We start from the raw sequence: 15,068 nt of genomic DNA, 5'->3' as shown, positions 1-15,068 counted from the left end.
GCGGCTACGCCGGCACGTGCACCGTCTCCACCCGGCTCGCCACCAGCCGCTCCCGCTCCCGCCGGGCCGCCCGCCTGCGCAGCCGCAGGATCTGGCTGACGCCGAGCGCCTGGAGCGCGAACACCGCCGAGAAGGCCACGGAGTAGTCGTCGCCGGTGGCGTCCAGCAGCACCCCGACGGCGAACAGCGTGGTCATGGAGGCGACGAAGCCGCCCATGTTGGTGATGCCGGAGGCCGTGCCCTGCCGCTCGGGCGGGTTCGCCGGACGGGCGAAGTCGAAGCCGATCATCGACGCGGGCCCGCACGCCCCGAGCACCGTGCACAGCGCGATCAGCAGCCACATCGGGGCGTGCGCGCCGGGGTAGGCGAGCGTCGCCGCCCACAGTGCCGCCGTCGTGCCGACCGTGCCGAGCGCGAGCGGCAGCCGGGCCCCGTGGTGCCGGGCGACGATCTGGCCGTAGACCAGGCCGACGACCATGTTGGAGAGCACGACGAGCGTGAGGAGTTCACCCGCCGTGGCCCGGGACAGGCCCTGCGCCTCGACCAGGAACGGCAGGCCCCACAGCAGCAGGAACACCATGGCCGGGAACTGGGTGGTGAAGTGCACCCAGAGGCCGAGCCGGGTCCCCGGCTCCCGCCAGGAGGCGGCGATCTGCCGCCGCACGTAGGCCGCGCCCTGGTGCGGAAGGGGCTCCGGCTCGTGGCCCTCGGGGTGGTCCTTCAGGAACAGCAGCACCAGCACGAAGACGACGGCCCCGGCGACCGCGCTGCCGGCGAACGCCGGTGTCCAGCCGATGCCGTGCAGGAGCCGCGCGAGGACGAGCGTGGAGACGAGGTTGCCCGCCATGCCGACCAGCCCCGCGAACTGGGCGACCATCGGCCCGCGCCGGGCCGGGAACCACCGGCTGCCGAGCCGCAGCACGCTGATGAACGTCAGCGCGTCACCGCAGCCGAGCAGCGCCCGGGAGGCGAGCGCCATGCCGTACGACGGGGAGAACGCGAAGCCCAGTTGCCCGGCCGTGAACAGCACCGCGCCGAGCGCGAGCACCTTCTTGGTGCCGAGCCGGTCGACGAGCAGGCCGACGGGTATCTGCATGCCCGCGTAGACCAGCAGCTGGAGGATGGAGAAGGTGGAGAGGGCGGAGGCGTTGACGTGGAAGCGGTCGGCCGCGTCGAGGCCGGCGACGCCCAGGGACGTGCGGAAGATGACCGCGACGAAGTAGACCGAGACGCCGATGCCCCAGACGGCCAGCGCCCGCCGGCCGCCGGGAGGATCGCCCGGCATCGCGGTGGCGCTCATCGGACCTCCCCCCGGGCCAGGTGGGAGAACCAGCCGATGTGCCGGTGGACGAGCCCGACGGCCGCCTCCGCGTCCCCGGCGCGCAGCGCGTCGAGGATCTCCTCGTGCTCGGCGAGGGTCTTGGCGATCCGGTCGGGGTGGGAGTGCATGACGGCGACGCCCATGCGCAGTCTGGCGGTCGCGCAGCTGGTCGTAGAGGCGGGAGAGGATCTCGTTGCCGCCGCTGCGGACGATCTCGGCGTGGAAGCAGCGGTCGGTGACGGCGGCCCCGGCGAGGTCCCCGGCGGCGGCCTGCTTCTTCTGCCGGGCCAGCAGCTCCTCCAGGCGCTCGATGAGCCCGGGGGGCGCGGGCACGGCCTTGCGCGCCGCGTGCTCCTCGACGAGCAGCCGCGTCTCCACGACGTCCGCGATCTCCTGCGCGGAGACCGGCAGGACGAGGGCGCCCTTCTTCGGGTAGAGCCGGATCAGCCCCTCGGCCTCCAGCCGGAGCAGCGCCTCCCGCACGGGCGTGCGCGAGACGCCGACGGCCTCGGCCAGCTCGCCCTCGGTGAGGAGGGTCCCGCCCTCGTAGCGGCGCTCCAGGACGCCCTGTTTGACGTGGCTGTAGACGCGGTCGGCGGCGGGCGGTTGCTTCACGGCCAGGGTCATGCCGACAGCATAGATACAACAGGTACCCATGGAGGGATACGTCCAGTATGCGGACTCGAATGTCACACATCTGTGGCAAAGCAGGGGCCCCGCCCGGCAAGGGCACAACCAGGTGTGCTAGTTACAAGTCAGACACGTGCGGCCCCTTTCCCCTCGTCCTCAACTCGGCCGCACTGATGGGGCATTCAACGCAATCGGGGTACTTCACTTGATAACCGGCATTCAGGGCACCCGTCTCCGGAGAGCCGCGGCCGTCACCGTGACCACCGGCGCCATGCTCGCGAGCGGAGCCCTCACCATCGCGCCGGCGCAGGCCGCCACGGCGCCCACGATCGCCGCCAAGGGCGGCTACGTGATGAACAACGCGACCGGCAAGTCGCTCTACACCAAGGCGGCCGACACGCGCCGCTCCACCGGCTCCACCACCAAGATCATGACCGCCCTGGTGGTGCTGAAGCAGTCGAACCTCAACCTGGACAGCAAGGTCACGGTCCAGAAGGCGTACAGCGACTACATCGTCGACAACAACTGGGCGTCCAACGCCAAGCTGATCGTCGGCGACAAGGTCACCGTCCGCCAGCTGCTGTACGGGCTGATGCTGCCGTCCGGCTGCGACGCGGCGTACGCCCTCGCCGACAAGTTCGGCTCGGGCTCGACGCGCGCGGCGCGCGTGAAGTCGTTCATCGGCAAGATGAACACCACCGCCAAGAACCTGGGCCTGAAGAACACCCACTTCGACTCGTTCGACGGCATCGGCAAGGGCGCCAACTACTCCACGCCGCGCGACCTGACGAAGCTCGCCAGCGCGGCGATGAAGAACTCCACGTTCCGCACGGTCGTCAAGACGAAGAAGTACACGGCGAAGACGACCACCAAGTCCGGCGGCACGCGGACGATGGCCCCGTGGGAGAACACCAACCCGCTGCTCAGCAGCTACACCGGCGCCATCGGTGTGAAGACCGGCTCCGGCCCGGAGGCCGGGTACTGCCTGGTCTTCGCCGCCACCCGCAACGGCAAGACGGTCATCGGCACGGTTCTCGCCTCGACCGACGGTCCCACGCGGAAGGCGGACGCGACGAAGCTGCTGAACTACGGCTTCGCCAAGTAGCACGGCCCCGGCAGCGACCGGGCACAGGAAAGGGGGCTCGCCGCAGCCGGTGGCGAGCCCCCTTCGCGCGTCCGGGCGCGCGCGTCCTGAAGCCTTACACCGCCGTCCGCTGGCGGCGCTCCAGCGCCCGGGCCGCCTTGCGCCGGGCGCCGGCCAGCACGTTCACGGGGGAACCGGCACCGACTCCCGGCTCCAGCTGCCAGCCGCGGATCCGCGCCGCCACCTCGGCCAGCCGCTTGTCACCCGGCCGTACGTCGATGGAGAACAGGGACTCGTCGGGCGTACGGTCGTCGCCGCCCCAGCGGACCACGCCGTCGAGTTCGGCGAGGATGTCGCGGATCACGACCTCCTGCTGCGGGAAGAAACCGCCCCGGACGCCACGCGGGTAGGAGCCCGGCCGGATCCGCACGGCCGTGCCGGACGCCAGATTGGACTCCGGCCGGGCCCTGGCGACCTCGGACGGGTCGTGCCAGCCGACGACGTCGCCCCGGCGCAGGGCATCGACCTCGTAGTGGAACCGGCGCAGCAGATGGACGAGGACGGTCTCCACGTCGCCCATGCGCATGGCGACGCCCTTGAGCGGGGTGCCGGGGACGGGGCGGGTGTAGACGGTGCCGCCGTCGTCGGCGACGTTCTCCATCTGCCAGCCGTTGTGGGAGCGCGAACCGGCCAGCACGCGCCGGGTCCGGTCCTGCGCGCTGCGCAGGGCGTCCCGCACGCTGCCCGGGATGGGGTTGTTCGCGTCGGCGTACGCCTGGGAGAGGAAGTGGGAGACGGGCAGGGCGGCGACGCCCACGGCGCCGCCGATCGCGGCGATACGGCCGAGCAGGGCACGGCGGGACAGGACGCGGCGGTGCCCGGCACCGGGCCGGGGACCGCTGCGGGGGATGCGGGGGAGACTCAGCTTCAACGGGATCTCATTCCGGAGTTTCACGCGTTGCGGGCGATGCTGTTGTACTTCTCGAAGATCTGGTAGACGGCCAGGCTCTGGTGCGTCTGGGACTCCACGTCGGGGTCCCAGGCCCGGTAGCGGCGCAGGAGTTCGGTGATCTCGAACTCGACGAGGTCGAGACGCATGGACCGCGGGGTGGTGACGCGGTCGCCGGGGGGCAGTTGACCGCCGGGCCTGCCCCGGGTGCCCCACAGGTGGACCAGGGCCGCGGTGCGCACGCTGAACCCGTTGTCCTTGCTCAGCTGCTGCCACACGGCCCACAGGTCGGCGTCCTTCGCCGGGTCGCGGTGGTCGCCGGTGGCGAAACCCCAGCCGATGCAGTGGTTCCAGGCCTGGATGGCGTCGGCGGCGCTGATCTCGCCGATGCCGGTGTGCGAGTCCCGGACCGAGCCGGAGCCCGACAGATGGTGGTCGGCGACCTGCTGGTCGGTGGCCTGGTCGGCGAGGCTGTAGTCGCGCATGGCCCAGTAGACGGCCGTCTGGATCAGCGCCTTGCGCATCTTGTACGTGTTCGACAGCTGGGTGATCAGCGCGTCCTGGTCCTGGATCGCCTGGACGGCCTGGGCGTTGGTGTAGAGCTTGGCGTCAGCGCCGACGCCGCCCATGTCGGGTCGTCCGATCGACTGCATGTAGCGCGCGAGGTCGGCCCGCAGCGCCGGCACCTGGCGGGTGTCGAAGGCGACGTCCGGGACGGCGGGCCGCGGCCGGTCGAACGAGCCCTGCCCGGTGTCCCGCCCGGAGGCGCTGTCGACGTCGACCTCCAGCTGCCCGTCGCCCGAGCCGAGGGTGCGGATGACGAACTGGTCGTAGGCCCAGTCGTTCGGCAGCGGGTACCCGGCGTTGCCCTCGAAGCCCGAGGACATGTCGGCGACGAAGCTCGCGGTGGAGTAGCCGGCCGCACCGACCCGCGCGCAGACGTTGCGGGAGCCGTAGACCCCGATCTCGTACGGGTTCCCGGAGTCCGCCATCGCCTCCTTGATGCCCTTGAAGTGCGGCAGGACGTTCGCGGTGATCTCGGCGTCGATCGCGTCGAAGTCGACGGCGAAGAAGATCCGCGTGCCCCGCTTGAAACCGTGGTCCCGGGCGGCGTTGACCGCCGCGTACCCGGCGGTGCGCCCGGCGACGTAGTCGAAGTCGGCGGCGTCGTTGTTGACGGTCTGGTAGATCGGGAAGCAGCGCAGGCCCTGCTGGGCGATGGTGGCCAGCTCGCCCGGCTGGATGGCCTTCTCCGGCAGGGACTTGGCGCTCGGGTTGGTGAGGTAGCGGCCGACGTAGGTGATGCCCGCCGCCTTGAGCGTGGCCGCCCGCGCCGGGGTGACCTTCGCGATGGTGTCGCAGGCCCGGCCCGGGCGGGACTGGTCGCCGTAGGACGCCAGGAGGGCGGCGAAGGTGGAGAAGTCGCCCTCTCCCGTGGCCGGGAGCGCGACGAACGTCTGGAAGGCCCGGACGGCCGAGGCGAGGTAGGAGTCGAAGGTCTCGGTGAGGGCGACGGGCCGCCGGTTGACGACCATCCCGGCGGAGAACAGCTGGACGTAGACGCCCTTGTCGCCCTGCTTCACCGGGTGCGACTTCAGGGCCGACTGGGTGCCGGGCCCGAAGTTGCCGTTGGCGGTGCCGTCCGCCATGCCGACCTCGTACTGGACGCCGAAGACCAGGGCCCGGGTGGTGTCCCGGGAGACGCGGCCGTCGCAGGCGATGACGAAGAAGTCCTGCCGCTGGAGGTAGCGGCCGTTGAGCCACCGCTGGACCTCGCGGACCTGCGAGGTGCCCGAGGGGCCGAGGACGTACGCGTCCATCGTCAGCAGCGCCTTGAACACCTTGGGTGTCAGATCCGCGCCGGGGAAGGCCTGTTGGACGCCCATGTCCGTCTTCAGCTTCGTGACGGCCGCCTGGGTCCGCTCCCCGTACGTGCCGTCGAGGTCGCTGCCGTCGTAGCCCTTGCAGTACAGGCCGGCCTGGATGATGCGGCAGAAGTCGGGCGAGGGGACGGTGTCCGCGTTGAGCTTGGGGTACTTGGCGGTCAGCGTGGAGAGTGTGGTGGGGCCGAAGTTGTCGGACAGTGCCGTGATGCCCAGCTCGTACTGCAGGGCACGGGTCAGTGCGTAGAGGGTGGCCCAGTCGGTCTCGCCGGTCTCCTCCACGGTGGTGCCGATACGGCTGCCGTAGACGGAGTTCACGAACCTCTGGGCTTTGAGCACCATCGCGTCGCGCATGGGGGGTTTGGCTCACCTTCGAGGGAGTGCCCGGGTTCCCCCCTGGACGCCGGGCAGTGGTCGATCTCTTGGTGAGAGTGATCGTATGTCCGGCTAAACCGCTTACCGTGAGGTATCTGGGCAAGTTCCAAGCGCTTTTTGTGCGCGTCGGCGCCCCTGCGGTTCACCCTCGTGGTCACAGGCCGAGCGGCCCCCCGCCCCGGGTGGGGCGGGGGGCCGCGGGCGGTCGGCTCACGCCCAGGTGATCAGCCGCTTCGGCTGCTCCAGGATCGCCGCCACGTCGGCCAGGACCTTCGAGCCCAGCTCGCCGTCGACCAGGCGGTGGTCGAACGACAGCGCCAGGGTGGTGACCTGACGGGGCTTCACCTTGCCCTTGTGGACCCACGGCTGGAGCTTGATCGCACCGACCGCGAGGATCGCGGACTCGCCCGGGTTGAGGATCGGCGTGCCCGTGTCGACGCCGAAGACGCCGACGTTGGTGATCGTCACCGTGCCGCCCTGCATGGCCGCCGGGGACGTCTTGCCCTCCCGCGCCGTGGACACCAGTTCGCCCAGCGACTCGGCCAGCTGCGGCAGCGTCTTGGCGTGGGCGTCCTTGATGTTCGGCACGATCAGGCCGCGCGGGGTCGCCGCCGCGATGCCCAGGTTCACGTAGTGCTTGACCACGATCTCCTGGGCCGCCTCGTCCCAGGACGCGTTGATGTCCGGGTTCCGCTTGATCGCGACGAGCAGCGCCTTGGCGATCAGCAGGAGCGGGTTCACGCGCAGGCCCGCGAACTCCTTGTCCTGCTTCAGTTCCTCGACCAGCTTCAGCGTGCGCGTCACGTCGACCGTCACGAACTCCGTGACGTGCGGCGCGGTGAACGCCGAGCCGACCATCGCCGCCGCCGTCGCCTTGCGGACGCCCTTGATCGGGACGCGGGTCTCGCGCGCGGTGTCGTACGAGGCCGGGACGGCGGCCGGGGCGGGCGCCGCGGGCACCGCCGACGGCTCGGGGGCCTTCGGCTCGGGGGCGGCCACCGCCGCGTGCACGTCCTCGCGGGTGATGATGCCGTCCGGGCCGGTCGGGACGACCGTCGCCAGGTCGACGCCCAGGTCCTTGGCCAGCTTGCGGACCGGGGGCTTGGCCAGCGGACGCCCGGCGGTGACCGGGGCGGCCTGGGCGGTCGGCGCAGGGGTGGCCGGGGCGGTCGGGTCAGGGGCGGCCGGGGTCGCCGGCGCGTGGCCGTTCAGCTCCGTCTGGATCGCCGTCGAGGCCTGCTGGACCGGGACCTCCGGGCCCTTGCGGGGGCGGCGGCGCGTGGACGAGGTCGCCACGCCGTAGCCGACCAGGACCGGCTGGCGGCCGGAGCCGGAACCTTCCGCCTTGGGCTCCTCGGCCGCCTGCGGGGTCGCCGGCCGCTGCTCGGCGACGGGCACCGGCGCGGCCCCGCCGCTCACGTCCACCGCGATGATCGCCGTGCCCACGTCGACCGTGGTGCCCTCGGGGAAGTGCAGCTCCCGGACGACGCCGTCGTACGGGATGGGCAGCTCGACGGCCGCCTTCGCCGTCTCCACCTCGCACACCACCTGGCCGTCCGTGACCGTGTCACCGGGCTGGACGTACCACTTGAGGATCTCCGCCTCCGTGAGCCCCTCGCCCACGTCGGGCATCTTGAACTCGCGCACGGACGCTTCCGTCATCGTCGTCACGACCCTCTCCTCAGTACGCCAGCGAGCGGTCGACGGCATCCAGCACCCGGTCCAGGTTCGGCAGGTACTCCTCCTCCAGGCGGGCCGGCGGGTACGGCGCGTGGTAGCCGCCGACCCGGAGCACCGGGGCCTCCAGGTGGTAGAAGCAGCGCTCCGTGATCCGGGCGGCGATCTCCGCGCCCGAGCCGAAGAACACCGGCGCCTCGTGGACGACGACCAGGCGGCGGGTCTTCTCGACCGAGGCCTGGATCGAGTCGAAGTCGAGGGGGGAGACCGAGCGCAGGTCCAGGACCTCCAGGCTCCTGCCCTCCTCGGCGGCCGCGTCCGCGACCTCCTGGCAGAGCTTCACCATCGGGCCGTAGGCGGCCAGGGTCAGGTCGGTGCCCTCGCGGACCACCTGGGCCTTGTGCAGCGGGCCCGGGATCGCCTCCGTGTTGACCTCGCCCTTGTCCCAGTAGCGGCGCTTGGGCTCGAAGAAGATCACCGGGTCGTCGCTCTGGATGGCCTGCTGCATCATCCAGTACGCGTCCGACGCGTTCGACGGGCTGACGATCTTCAGGCCCGCCACGTGCGCGAAGAGCGACTCGGGCGACTCGGAGTGGTGCTCCACCGCGCCGATGCCGCCGCCGTAGGGGATGCGCACGACGACCGGGAGCTTGACCTTGCCCAGCGAGCGGGCGTGCATCTTCGCGAGCTGCGTGACGATCTGGTCGTACGCCGGGAAGACGAAGCCGTCGAACTGGATCTCCACCACGGGGCGGTAGCCGCGCAGGGCCAGGCCGATCGCCGTGCCGACGATGCCCGACTCGGCGAGCGGGGTGTCGATGACGCGGCTCTCGCCGAAGTCCTTCTGCAGCCCGTCCGTCACCCGGAAGACGCCGCCGAGCTTGCCGACGTCCTCGCCCATGATCAGGACCTTGTCGTCGGACTCCAGGGCGCGGCGCAGCGACTCGTTGATCGCCTTGGCCAAAGCCAGCTTCTCAGCCATTTCAGTTGCCCCCCTCGTCGGCGAACGACGCCTGGTACGCGGCGAACTGGGCGCGCTCCTCGTCGACGAGCGCGTGGCCGTCCGCGTAGACGTTCTCGAAGATGGCGAAGTGGTCCGGGTCCGGCATGGCGCGGACCGCCTCGCGCACTCGTTTGCCCAACGCCTCGGACTCGGCCTCCAGTTCCGCGAAGAATCCCTCGTCCGCGTGGTTTGAGGCCTCCAGATAGCGGCGAAGGCGCAGGATCGGGTCCTTGGCCTCCCAGGCCTGGCGCTCCTCGTCGCCGCGGTAGCGGGTCGGGTCGTCGGAGGTGGTGTGGGCGCCCATGCGGTAGGTGAACGCCTCGACGAGGGTCGGGCCCTCGCCGGCGCGGGCCCGCTCCAGGGCCCACCGGGTGACCGCGAGGCAGCCGAGCACGTCGTTGCCGTCGACCCGGACGCCCGGGAAGCCGAAGCCCTGGGCGCGCTGGTAGATCGGCACGCGGGACTGCTTCTCGGTGGGTTCGGAGATGGCCCACTGGTTGTTCTGGCAGAAGAACACGACGGGGGCGTTGTAGACCGCGGAGAAGGTGAACGACTCGGCCACGTCGCCCTGGCTGGAGGCGCCGTCGCCGAAGTAGGCGATCACCGCGCTGTCCGCGCCGTCCTTGGCGACGCCCATGGCGTAGCCGGTGGCGTGCAGCGTCTGGGAGCCGATGACGATCGTGTAGAGGTGGAAGTTGTTGCCGTTCGGGTCCCAGCCGCCGTTGTTCACGCCGCGGAACATGCCGAGCAGGTTGGTCGGGTCCACCCCGCGGCACCAGGCGACGCCGTGCTCTCGGTAGGTGGGGAAGACGTAGTCGTCGTCGCGCAGGGCCCGGCCGGAGCCGATCTGGGCGGCCTCCTGGCCGAGCAGCGAGGCCCACAGGCCCAGCTCGCCCTGGCGCTGCAGGGAGGTGGCTTCGGCGTCGAAGCGGCGGGTGAGCACCATGTCGCGGTAGAGGCCGCGGAGCTCTTCCGGGGTGACACCGGCGACGTACTTGTCGAACTCGGCGTTCTTGACCCGCTTGCCCTCGGGCGTCAGCAGTTGCACGAGCTGGGGCTCGGTGCCCTTGGCGCCGGCGTCCTTCTTGGCGGTGGTGCGGGTGGTGCGCTTGGTGCCGGTGGTGCCGGCCTTGCTTCCGGCGCTGCGTCGCGGTGTGCGCGCGGCAGTGCTCTCCACGGTCACGTGTGCTCCTCCGTCGGTCCGGGCCACGGGGTTGCCGGTAGGCCTGGGGGTCCCCCTGCTCTTTTGAGCCTGGGGGAGCGGCTCACCTGTTCTCGACCACCGGGACACGGGGTGGGTGCCACTCGGCCGGGAACAGGCGTGACAGGTGCCCCGGCGAGCGCCCTGCAGAAAGCACGTTACCCAGTGCGCCACATTTCTGTGAAACCCCTCCTGACCTGCGATTTTGCTTGGATATCCAAGTAAATCGGGAAGGCGTCGAAGGGTCCCTGGTCACAGCCTTGCAGGAGGCCGGAGCTACCGCACGTTAACCCGGTGACCCAGGTCACGGGAAGACTTCTTTTGTCGGCGTGCCCGAAACGGCACGCGCGCGTGGGCCCCGTCTCCGGGCCCCACGCGCGCGTGGATCACGTGTTTCTCCGGCTGTCAGCCGCCCTCGCCGCCCGGGCCGCCGACCACACCGGTGGTGGTGCCGGCGTCGGTGCCGCCCGTGTCGCCCGTCGGCGTGCTGCCCGGGTCCGTGGGCTCCTGGTCGGTCGGCTCGCCGGTCGGCTCCTGGGAGGTCGGCTGGCCCGTCGGCTCGCCGGTGGGCGACTCGGGGGCGCTCTGCGACGGCGTGTAGGACGGGGTGTACGACGGCGTCCAGTTGCCGTTGCCGTTCCCGGTGCCGGTGCCGTCGTCCGTGGACGTGTCGGTCGGCTCGTCGGTGACCTCGTCGCTCGGCGTCTCGCTGGGCGTCTTCTCCTCGGTCGTCTGCGAGGAGGTCGGCGACTGCTTCTTGCTCGGGTCGTCCTTGTTGTCGCCGGTGTTCTGCAGGGCCAGGGCGACACCCGCGGCGATGGCGATCACCGCGAGCACGGCGAGGATCCACAGCTTGCCCCGGCCGCTGCCCTTGTTGCCGTTGCCCTCGAAGCCGCCGTCGTCCCCGTTGCCGTAGCCGGAGGGCAGGATCGGCGAGGGGATCTGCGTGGTGCCGGAGGCGTCCCCGGGGTGGCCCATGACGGCCGTGCCGGCGAAGCCGCCCGACGGGGTGTGCCGGCCCTCGTGCATGTCGACCGGGCCGGTGTTCCAGGTGCCGGTGTGGCCGCCCTGGTCGTAGAGCATCTGCAGCGCGTACTGGACCAGTCCGCGCATCTCCTCGGCCGTCTGGAAACGGTCGTCGGGCTCCTTGGCGAGCGCGCGCATGGCCAGGCCGTCCAGCTCCGGCGGGCAGGCGTCGGAGACCTCGGACGGCGGCGTCGGGATGTCCTGGACGTGCTGGTAGACCACCGACAGCGGGGTCTCGCCGGTGAACGGCGGGCGCAGCGCGAGCAGCTCGTAGAGCAGGCAGCCGGTGGCGTACAGGTCGGAGCGGTGGTCGACGGCCTTGCCGAGGGCCTGCTCGGGGGAGAGGTACTGCGGGGTGCCCATGACCATGCCGGTCTGCGTCATCGTCGTGGACGCGCCGTGCAGGGCGCGGGCGATGCCGAAGTCCATCACCTTCACGGCGCCGTTGTGCGTGATGATGACGTTGGCCGGCTTGATGTCGCGGTGCACGATGCCGTGCTGGTGCGAGTAGGCGAGCGCCTCCAGGACGCCCGAGACGATGATCAGCGCCTGCTCGGGGCCGGGCGCCTCGGCGTTCAGCAGCAGGTCGCGGATGGTGCGGCCCTCGACCAGCTCCATGACGATGTACGGCACGGACTGGCCGCCCACGAAGTCCTCGCCGGAGTCGTACACGGCGACGATCGCGTGGTGGTTGAGGCCGGCCACCGACTGGGCCTCGCGCGTGAAGCGCGCCTTGGACACCGGGTCCTCGGCGAGGTCGGAGCGGAGCAGCTTGACGGCGACGGTGCGTCCGAGGCGGACGTCCTCGGCTGCGAACACCTCGGCCATGCCGCCCCGGCCGAGTCTGTGGGTCAGCCGGTACCGGCCGTCCCCGACCAGCCCGCCGTTGCCCCAGGACTCCGGCGCGTCCGACATGCCGCCGCCAGTCGCCTCGGGGTCGGACGGGCCCTGAGCGCGCTGCTGCTGTGCCATCAGTCCTCGCCGTCGTTTCTGCCCGCGGTGCGCGCGGTGTTGTTACGGTCTCCGTCGGCCACGCTACAGCCTCCGCGCAAGCCTCCGGTCCGAGACGGGTGCCAGGACCGGCACGGGACGGACGGGCCATGAAACCTTTACTCCGCACTGTCGTGCAAATTCTGTGCACCGGCCGTACGCCCCCTGTAACGCTTCCGCGACGCTTCCTTCGCGTACGGTCACGGAACGGGCACCGCGCTTGACGTGTCAGTGCCCTGGGGCAGACTTGGCCGGGAATGGCGGTTTGGATCAACGACGGATAAACACCGGTCGGCGGCGCCTTCAGGGGCTACGGGGGACAGGGAACATGAGCCAGGACGGCGCACAGGGCCAGCACACGGGGCGGGCGCTCGCCAGTGGCCGCTATCAACTGCGTGACCTCCTCGGCCAGGGCGGCATGGCCTCGGTGCACCTCGCCTACGACAGCGTGCTCGACCGACAGGTCGCGATCAAGACACTTCACACGGATCTCGGACGGGAACAGGCCTTCCGCGAGCGGTTCCGCCGCGAGGCCCAGGCCGTGGCCAAGCTCACGCACACCAACATCGTCTCGGTCTTCGACACCGGCGAGGACACCCTCGACGGCATGACGACGCCGTACATCGTCATGGAGTACGTCGAGGGCCGCCCGCTCGGCTCGGTCCTCGACGAGGACGTCCGGCAGCAGGGCGCGATGCCCGCCGACAAGGCGCTGAAGATCACCGCCGACGTGCTGGCCGCGCTGGAGATCAGCCACGAGATGGGCCTGGTCCACCGCGACATCAAACCGGGCAACGTGATGATGACCAAGCGCGGCGTGGTCAAGGTCATGGACTTCGGCATCGCCCGCGCCATGCAGTCCGGTGTGACGTCGATGACGCAGACCGGCATGGTCGTCGGCACCCCGCAGTACCTCTCGCCGGAACAGGCCCTCGGCCGCGGTGTGGACGCCCGCTCCGACCTGTACTCGGTCGGCATCATGCTGTTCCAACTGGTCACCGGGCGGCTGCCCTTCGACGCGGACTCGCCGCTGGCCATAGCGTATGCGCACGTCCAGGAGGAGCCGCCGGTCCCGTCCTCGGTGAACCGCGCGCTGCCCCCGGCCGTGGACGCGCTGATCGCCCGCGCCCTGAAGAAGAACCCGAACGAGCGCTTCCCGAGTGCCGAGGCCATGCGCGACGAGTGCCTGCGCGTGGCGGCGTCCTTCCAGGCCGCGCCGCCCAGCATCGTCCCGGGCGCGCAGACCCCGAGCGGCGCGGGCGTCGGGTCGGCCGTCTTCCCGCCGGTGGACCAGGCGACCCCGCCGCCCTCGGGCCAGGTCCAGACGCCGTACCAGCCGACCCCGCCGCCGAACCCGTACGGCACACCCGCCCCCTCGGCGCCGTCCCCGGCCTACGGCTATCCGCAGCAGGGCGGCTACCAGACGCCGACCCCGGCCGGCTACTCCCCGCAGCCGGGCCCGTCGACCCCGCCGCCGTACAACCTCACGCCCCCGACCTCGACGGGCTCCTCGGGCGGCGGCCGGAGCAACCGGCCGGTGATCATCGGCTCGGTCATCGTGTCCGTCATCGCGGTCGGCGGCCTGGTCACCGCGCTCCTGCTGAACGGCGGCGGCGAGGAGAACACGGGCGGGGGCGGCGACGCGAGCGCGTCCGCGTCGGCGCCGGCTTCCGCGGACAAGAAGCCCGGCTACCGGGGCCCGGACACCTCCAAGACGATCGACACGGAGGAGTGCACGGAGCCGCAGGAGTCCTACAACGACCCCGAGAAGATCCGGATCCCGAACTTCAAGTTCAAGAACATCACGTCGGTCAAGGCCTGCCTGCAGGCGGCCGGCTGGCAGGTGAAGACCACGGACGTCGACGAGAACACGTACGGCGACGGCACGGTCATGAACCAGTTCCCGTCCGCCGACACCGACGTCGACCCGAAGAACATGCCCGAGATCGAGCTCGGCGTCTCGACGGGCAACCCGCCGTCCTGACGGCCCGGACATGAGGAGGGGCCCGGCGGCTTCGGCCGCCGGGCCCCTTTTCGTCCCTGGGAGGCCCAGGCCCTTGTCGTCCCTGGGAGGCCTACAGGTACGGGCCGCCCGACCGGCCGCCCGGGTGCTGCTCGTCGAGGCCGTCGTGGCCGACGCCCGGCGGGAGGGCGCGGCGCATCTGCTCCAGCTGGGCGCGGGCCGCCATCTGCTGGGCGAACAGCGTGGTCTGGATGCCGTGGAACAGCCCCTCCAGCCAGCCGACCAGCTGGGCCTGGGCGATGCGCAGCTCCGCGTCGCTCGGGGTCGCCTCGTCCGTGAACGGCAGGGAGAGCCGCTCCAGCTCCTCGACCAGCTCGGGCGCCAGACCGTCCTCCAGCTCCTTCACCGAGCTGGCGTGGATCTCCTTGAGCCGGACCCGGCTGGCCTCGTCCAGGGGAGCCGCGCGCACTTCCTCCAGAAGCTGCTTGATCATGCTGCCGATCCGCATGACCTTGGCGGGCTGCTCCACCTGTTCCGTGACCGGGGTCTCGCGGGACTCCTCGTCTCCGCTGCCGCCGCCGAGCGCCATGCCGTCCTGGCCCACGACCAGGATCTGCGGGTTCTCCGGCGACCTTTCGTTCCTCGGCATCTCCATGCCGCCATTCTCTCGCACGCCTGCACCTCACCTCCGTGGTGCCCCCACGGGAGGCTGATCCACCGTGCTGGGAGAGACGTCTTGCCCGGGCCCCGGGTTGCTCCCCGGCGGGCGGTTCCCCCTCGCGGGTGAAAAGGAGCAGGCGGGGCGCCGTGGCGAGGGCCGGCCGCCAGGAGCGCCGGCGGCCCGTGACCCGTCGACCCAACGGGACGGTGCGGCGGTTCCACCCGTCGGCCGAACCCGGCATGCCGGACGTCCGGGGCGATGTGAGGCTGATGGCCTCTACCTGACCGAACTTGCCGATCTTGCCC

Annotated in this window: 10 protein-coding genes and 1 pseudogene; 2 read left to right on the top strand and 9 right to left on the bottom strand. The window is 71.2% G+C overall.

Going from position 1 to position 15,068, the window contains the following annotated elements; genetic code table 11:
• Window positions 1–4: 4 nt before the first annotated feature.
• Both C1703_RS20175 and C1703_RS20170 read right to left on the bottom strand, forming a co-directional pair.
• Window positions 5–1,300, bottom strand: coding sequence for an MFS transporter (locus tag C1703_RS20175; RefSeq protein WP_114254189.1), 1,296 nt, complete (start codon window positions 1,298–1,300; stop codon window positions 5–7).
• Window positions 1,297–1,948, bottom strand: a pseudogene (locus C1703_RS20170) (GntR family transcriptional regulator). Before C1703_RS20170 ends, C1703_RS20175 begins: the two are co-directional and overlap by 4 nt.
• Before the next feature lie 208 nt (window positions 1,949–2,156).
• Here C1703_RS20170 and C1703_RS20165 point away from each other — a divergent pair.
• The gene (locus tag C1703_RS20165) at window positions 2,157–3,056 is read left to right on the top strand and encodes a serine hydrolase (protein ID WP_114254188.1); all 900 of its coding nucleotides are present in this window, start codon (window positions 2,157–2,159) and stop codon (window positions 3,054–3,056) included.
• Window positions 3,057–3,150: 94 nt separating this feature from the next.
• Here C1703_RS20165 and C1703_RS20160 read toward each other — a convergent pair whose 3' ends face one another.
• From C1703_RS20160 to C1703_RS20135, 6 genes are all read right to left on the bottom strand, one after another.
• Complete coding sequence (locus C1703_RS20160; RefSeq protein WP_232840536.1) at window positions 3,151–3,966, bottom strand: twin-arginine translocation signal domain-containing protein; 816 nt, start codon at window positions 3,964–3,966, stop codon at window positions 3,151–3,153.
• A 20-nt stretch (window positions 3,967–3,986) separates the two neighbouring features.
• Complete coding sequence (locus C1703_RS20155; protein ID WP_114254187.1) at window positions 3,987–6,221, bottom strand: glycoside hydrolase domain-containing protein; 2,235 nt, start codon at window positions 6,219–6,221, stop codon at window positions 3,987–3,989.
• A 231-nt stretch (window positions 6,222–6,452) separates the two neighbouring features.
• Complete coding sequence (locus C1703_RS20150) at window positions 6,453–7,913, bottom strand: dihydrolipoamide acetyltransferase family protein (protein WP_114254186.1); 1,461 nt, start codon at window positions 7,911–7,913, stop codon at window positions 6,453–6,455.
• 10 nt (window positions 7,914–7,923) lie between these two features.
• The gene (locus C1703_RS20145; protein ID WP_114254185.1) at window positions 7,924–8,901 is read right to left on the bottom strand and encodes an alpha-ketoacid dehydrogenase subunit beta; all 978 of its coding nucleotides are present in this window, start codon (window positions 8,899–8,901) and stop codon (window positions 7,924–7,926) included.
• Between the two features lies 1 nt (window position 8,902).
• A complete protein-coding gene (pdhA, locus tag C1703_RS20140) occupies window positions 8,903–10,105 on the bottom strand; it encodes a pyruvate dehydrogenase (acetyl-transferring) E1 component subunit alpha (RefSeq protein ID WP_114254184.1) in 1,203 nt (400 codons plus the stop codon).
• Between the two features lie 423 nt (window positions 10,106–10,528).
• Window positions 10,529–12,121 (bottom strand): protein kinase, encoded by a 1,593-nt coding sequence (locus C1703_RS20135; RefSeq protein ID WP_114254183.1) that lies wholly within the window; start codon window positions 12,119–12,121, stop codon window positions 10,529–10,531.
• Between the two features lie 346 nt (window positions 12,122–12,467).
• On the opposite strand from C1703_RS20135, the gene C1703_RS20130 reads away from it, so the two are divergent.
• Complete coding sequence (locus C1703_RS20130; protein WP_114254182.1) at window positions 12,468–14,123, top strand: protein kinase; 1,656 nt, start codon at window positions 12,468–12,470, stop codon at window positions 14,121–14,123.
• A 91-nt stretch (window positions 14,124–14,214) separates the two neighbouring features.
• Here the strand turns inward: C1703_RS20130 and C1703_RS20125 are convergent, their stop codons facing one another.
• A complete protein-coding gene (locus tag C1703_RS20125; RefSeq protein WP_031118134.1) occupies window positions 14,215–14,757 on the bottom strand; it encodes a bacterial proteasome activator family protein in 543 nt (180 codons plus the stop codon).
• Between the last annotated feature and the right edge of the window lie 311 nt (window positions 14,758–15,068).

It is taken from the genome of Streptomyces sp. Go-475 (assembly GCF_003330845.1).
GTDB lineage: Bacteria > Actinomycetota > Actinomycetes > Streptomycetales > Streptomycetaceae > Streptomyces.
This window is presented reverse-complemented; position numbering and strand designations above follow the sequence as displayed.

What these genes read in the sequence shown, in the direction of transcription:
- C1703_RS20175 (WP_114254189.1), bottom strand. Translation starts at nt 1,300, where the DNA reads ATGAGCGCCACCGCGATGCCGGGCGATCCTCCCGGCGGCCGGCGGGCG.
- C1703_RS20155 (WP_114254187.1), bottom strand. Translation starts at nt 6,221, where the DNA reads ATGCGCGACGCGATGGTGCTCAAAGCCCAGAGGTTCGTGAACTCCGTC.
- C1703_RS20145 (WP_114254185.1), bottom strand. Translation starts at nt 8,901, where the DNA reads ATGGCTGAGAAGCTGGCTTTGGCCAAGGCGATCAACGAGTCGCTGCGC.
- C1703_RS20135 (WP_114254183.1), bottom strand. Translation starts at nt 12,121, where the DNA reads ATGGCACAGCAGCAGCGCGCTCAGGGCCCGTCCGACCCCGAGGCGACT.
- C1703_RS20130 (WP_114254182.1), top strand. Translation starts at nt 12,468, where the DNA reads ATGAGCCAGGACGGCGCACAGGGCCAGCACACGGGGCGGGCGCTCGCC.
- C1703_RS20125 (WP_031118134.1), bottom strand. Translation starts at nt 14,757, where the DNA reads ATGGAGATGCCGAGGAACGAAAGGTCGCCGGAGAACCCGCAGATCCTG.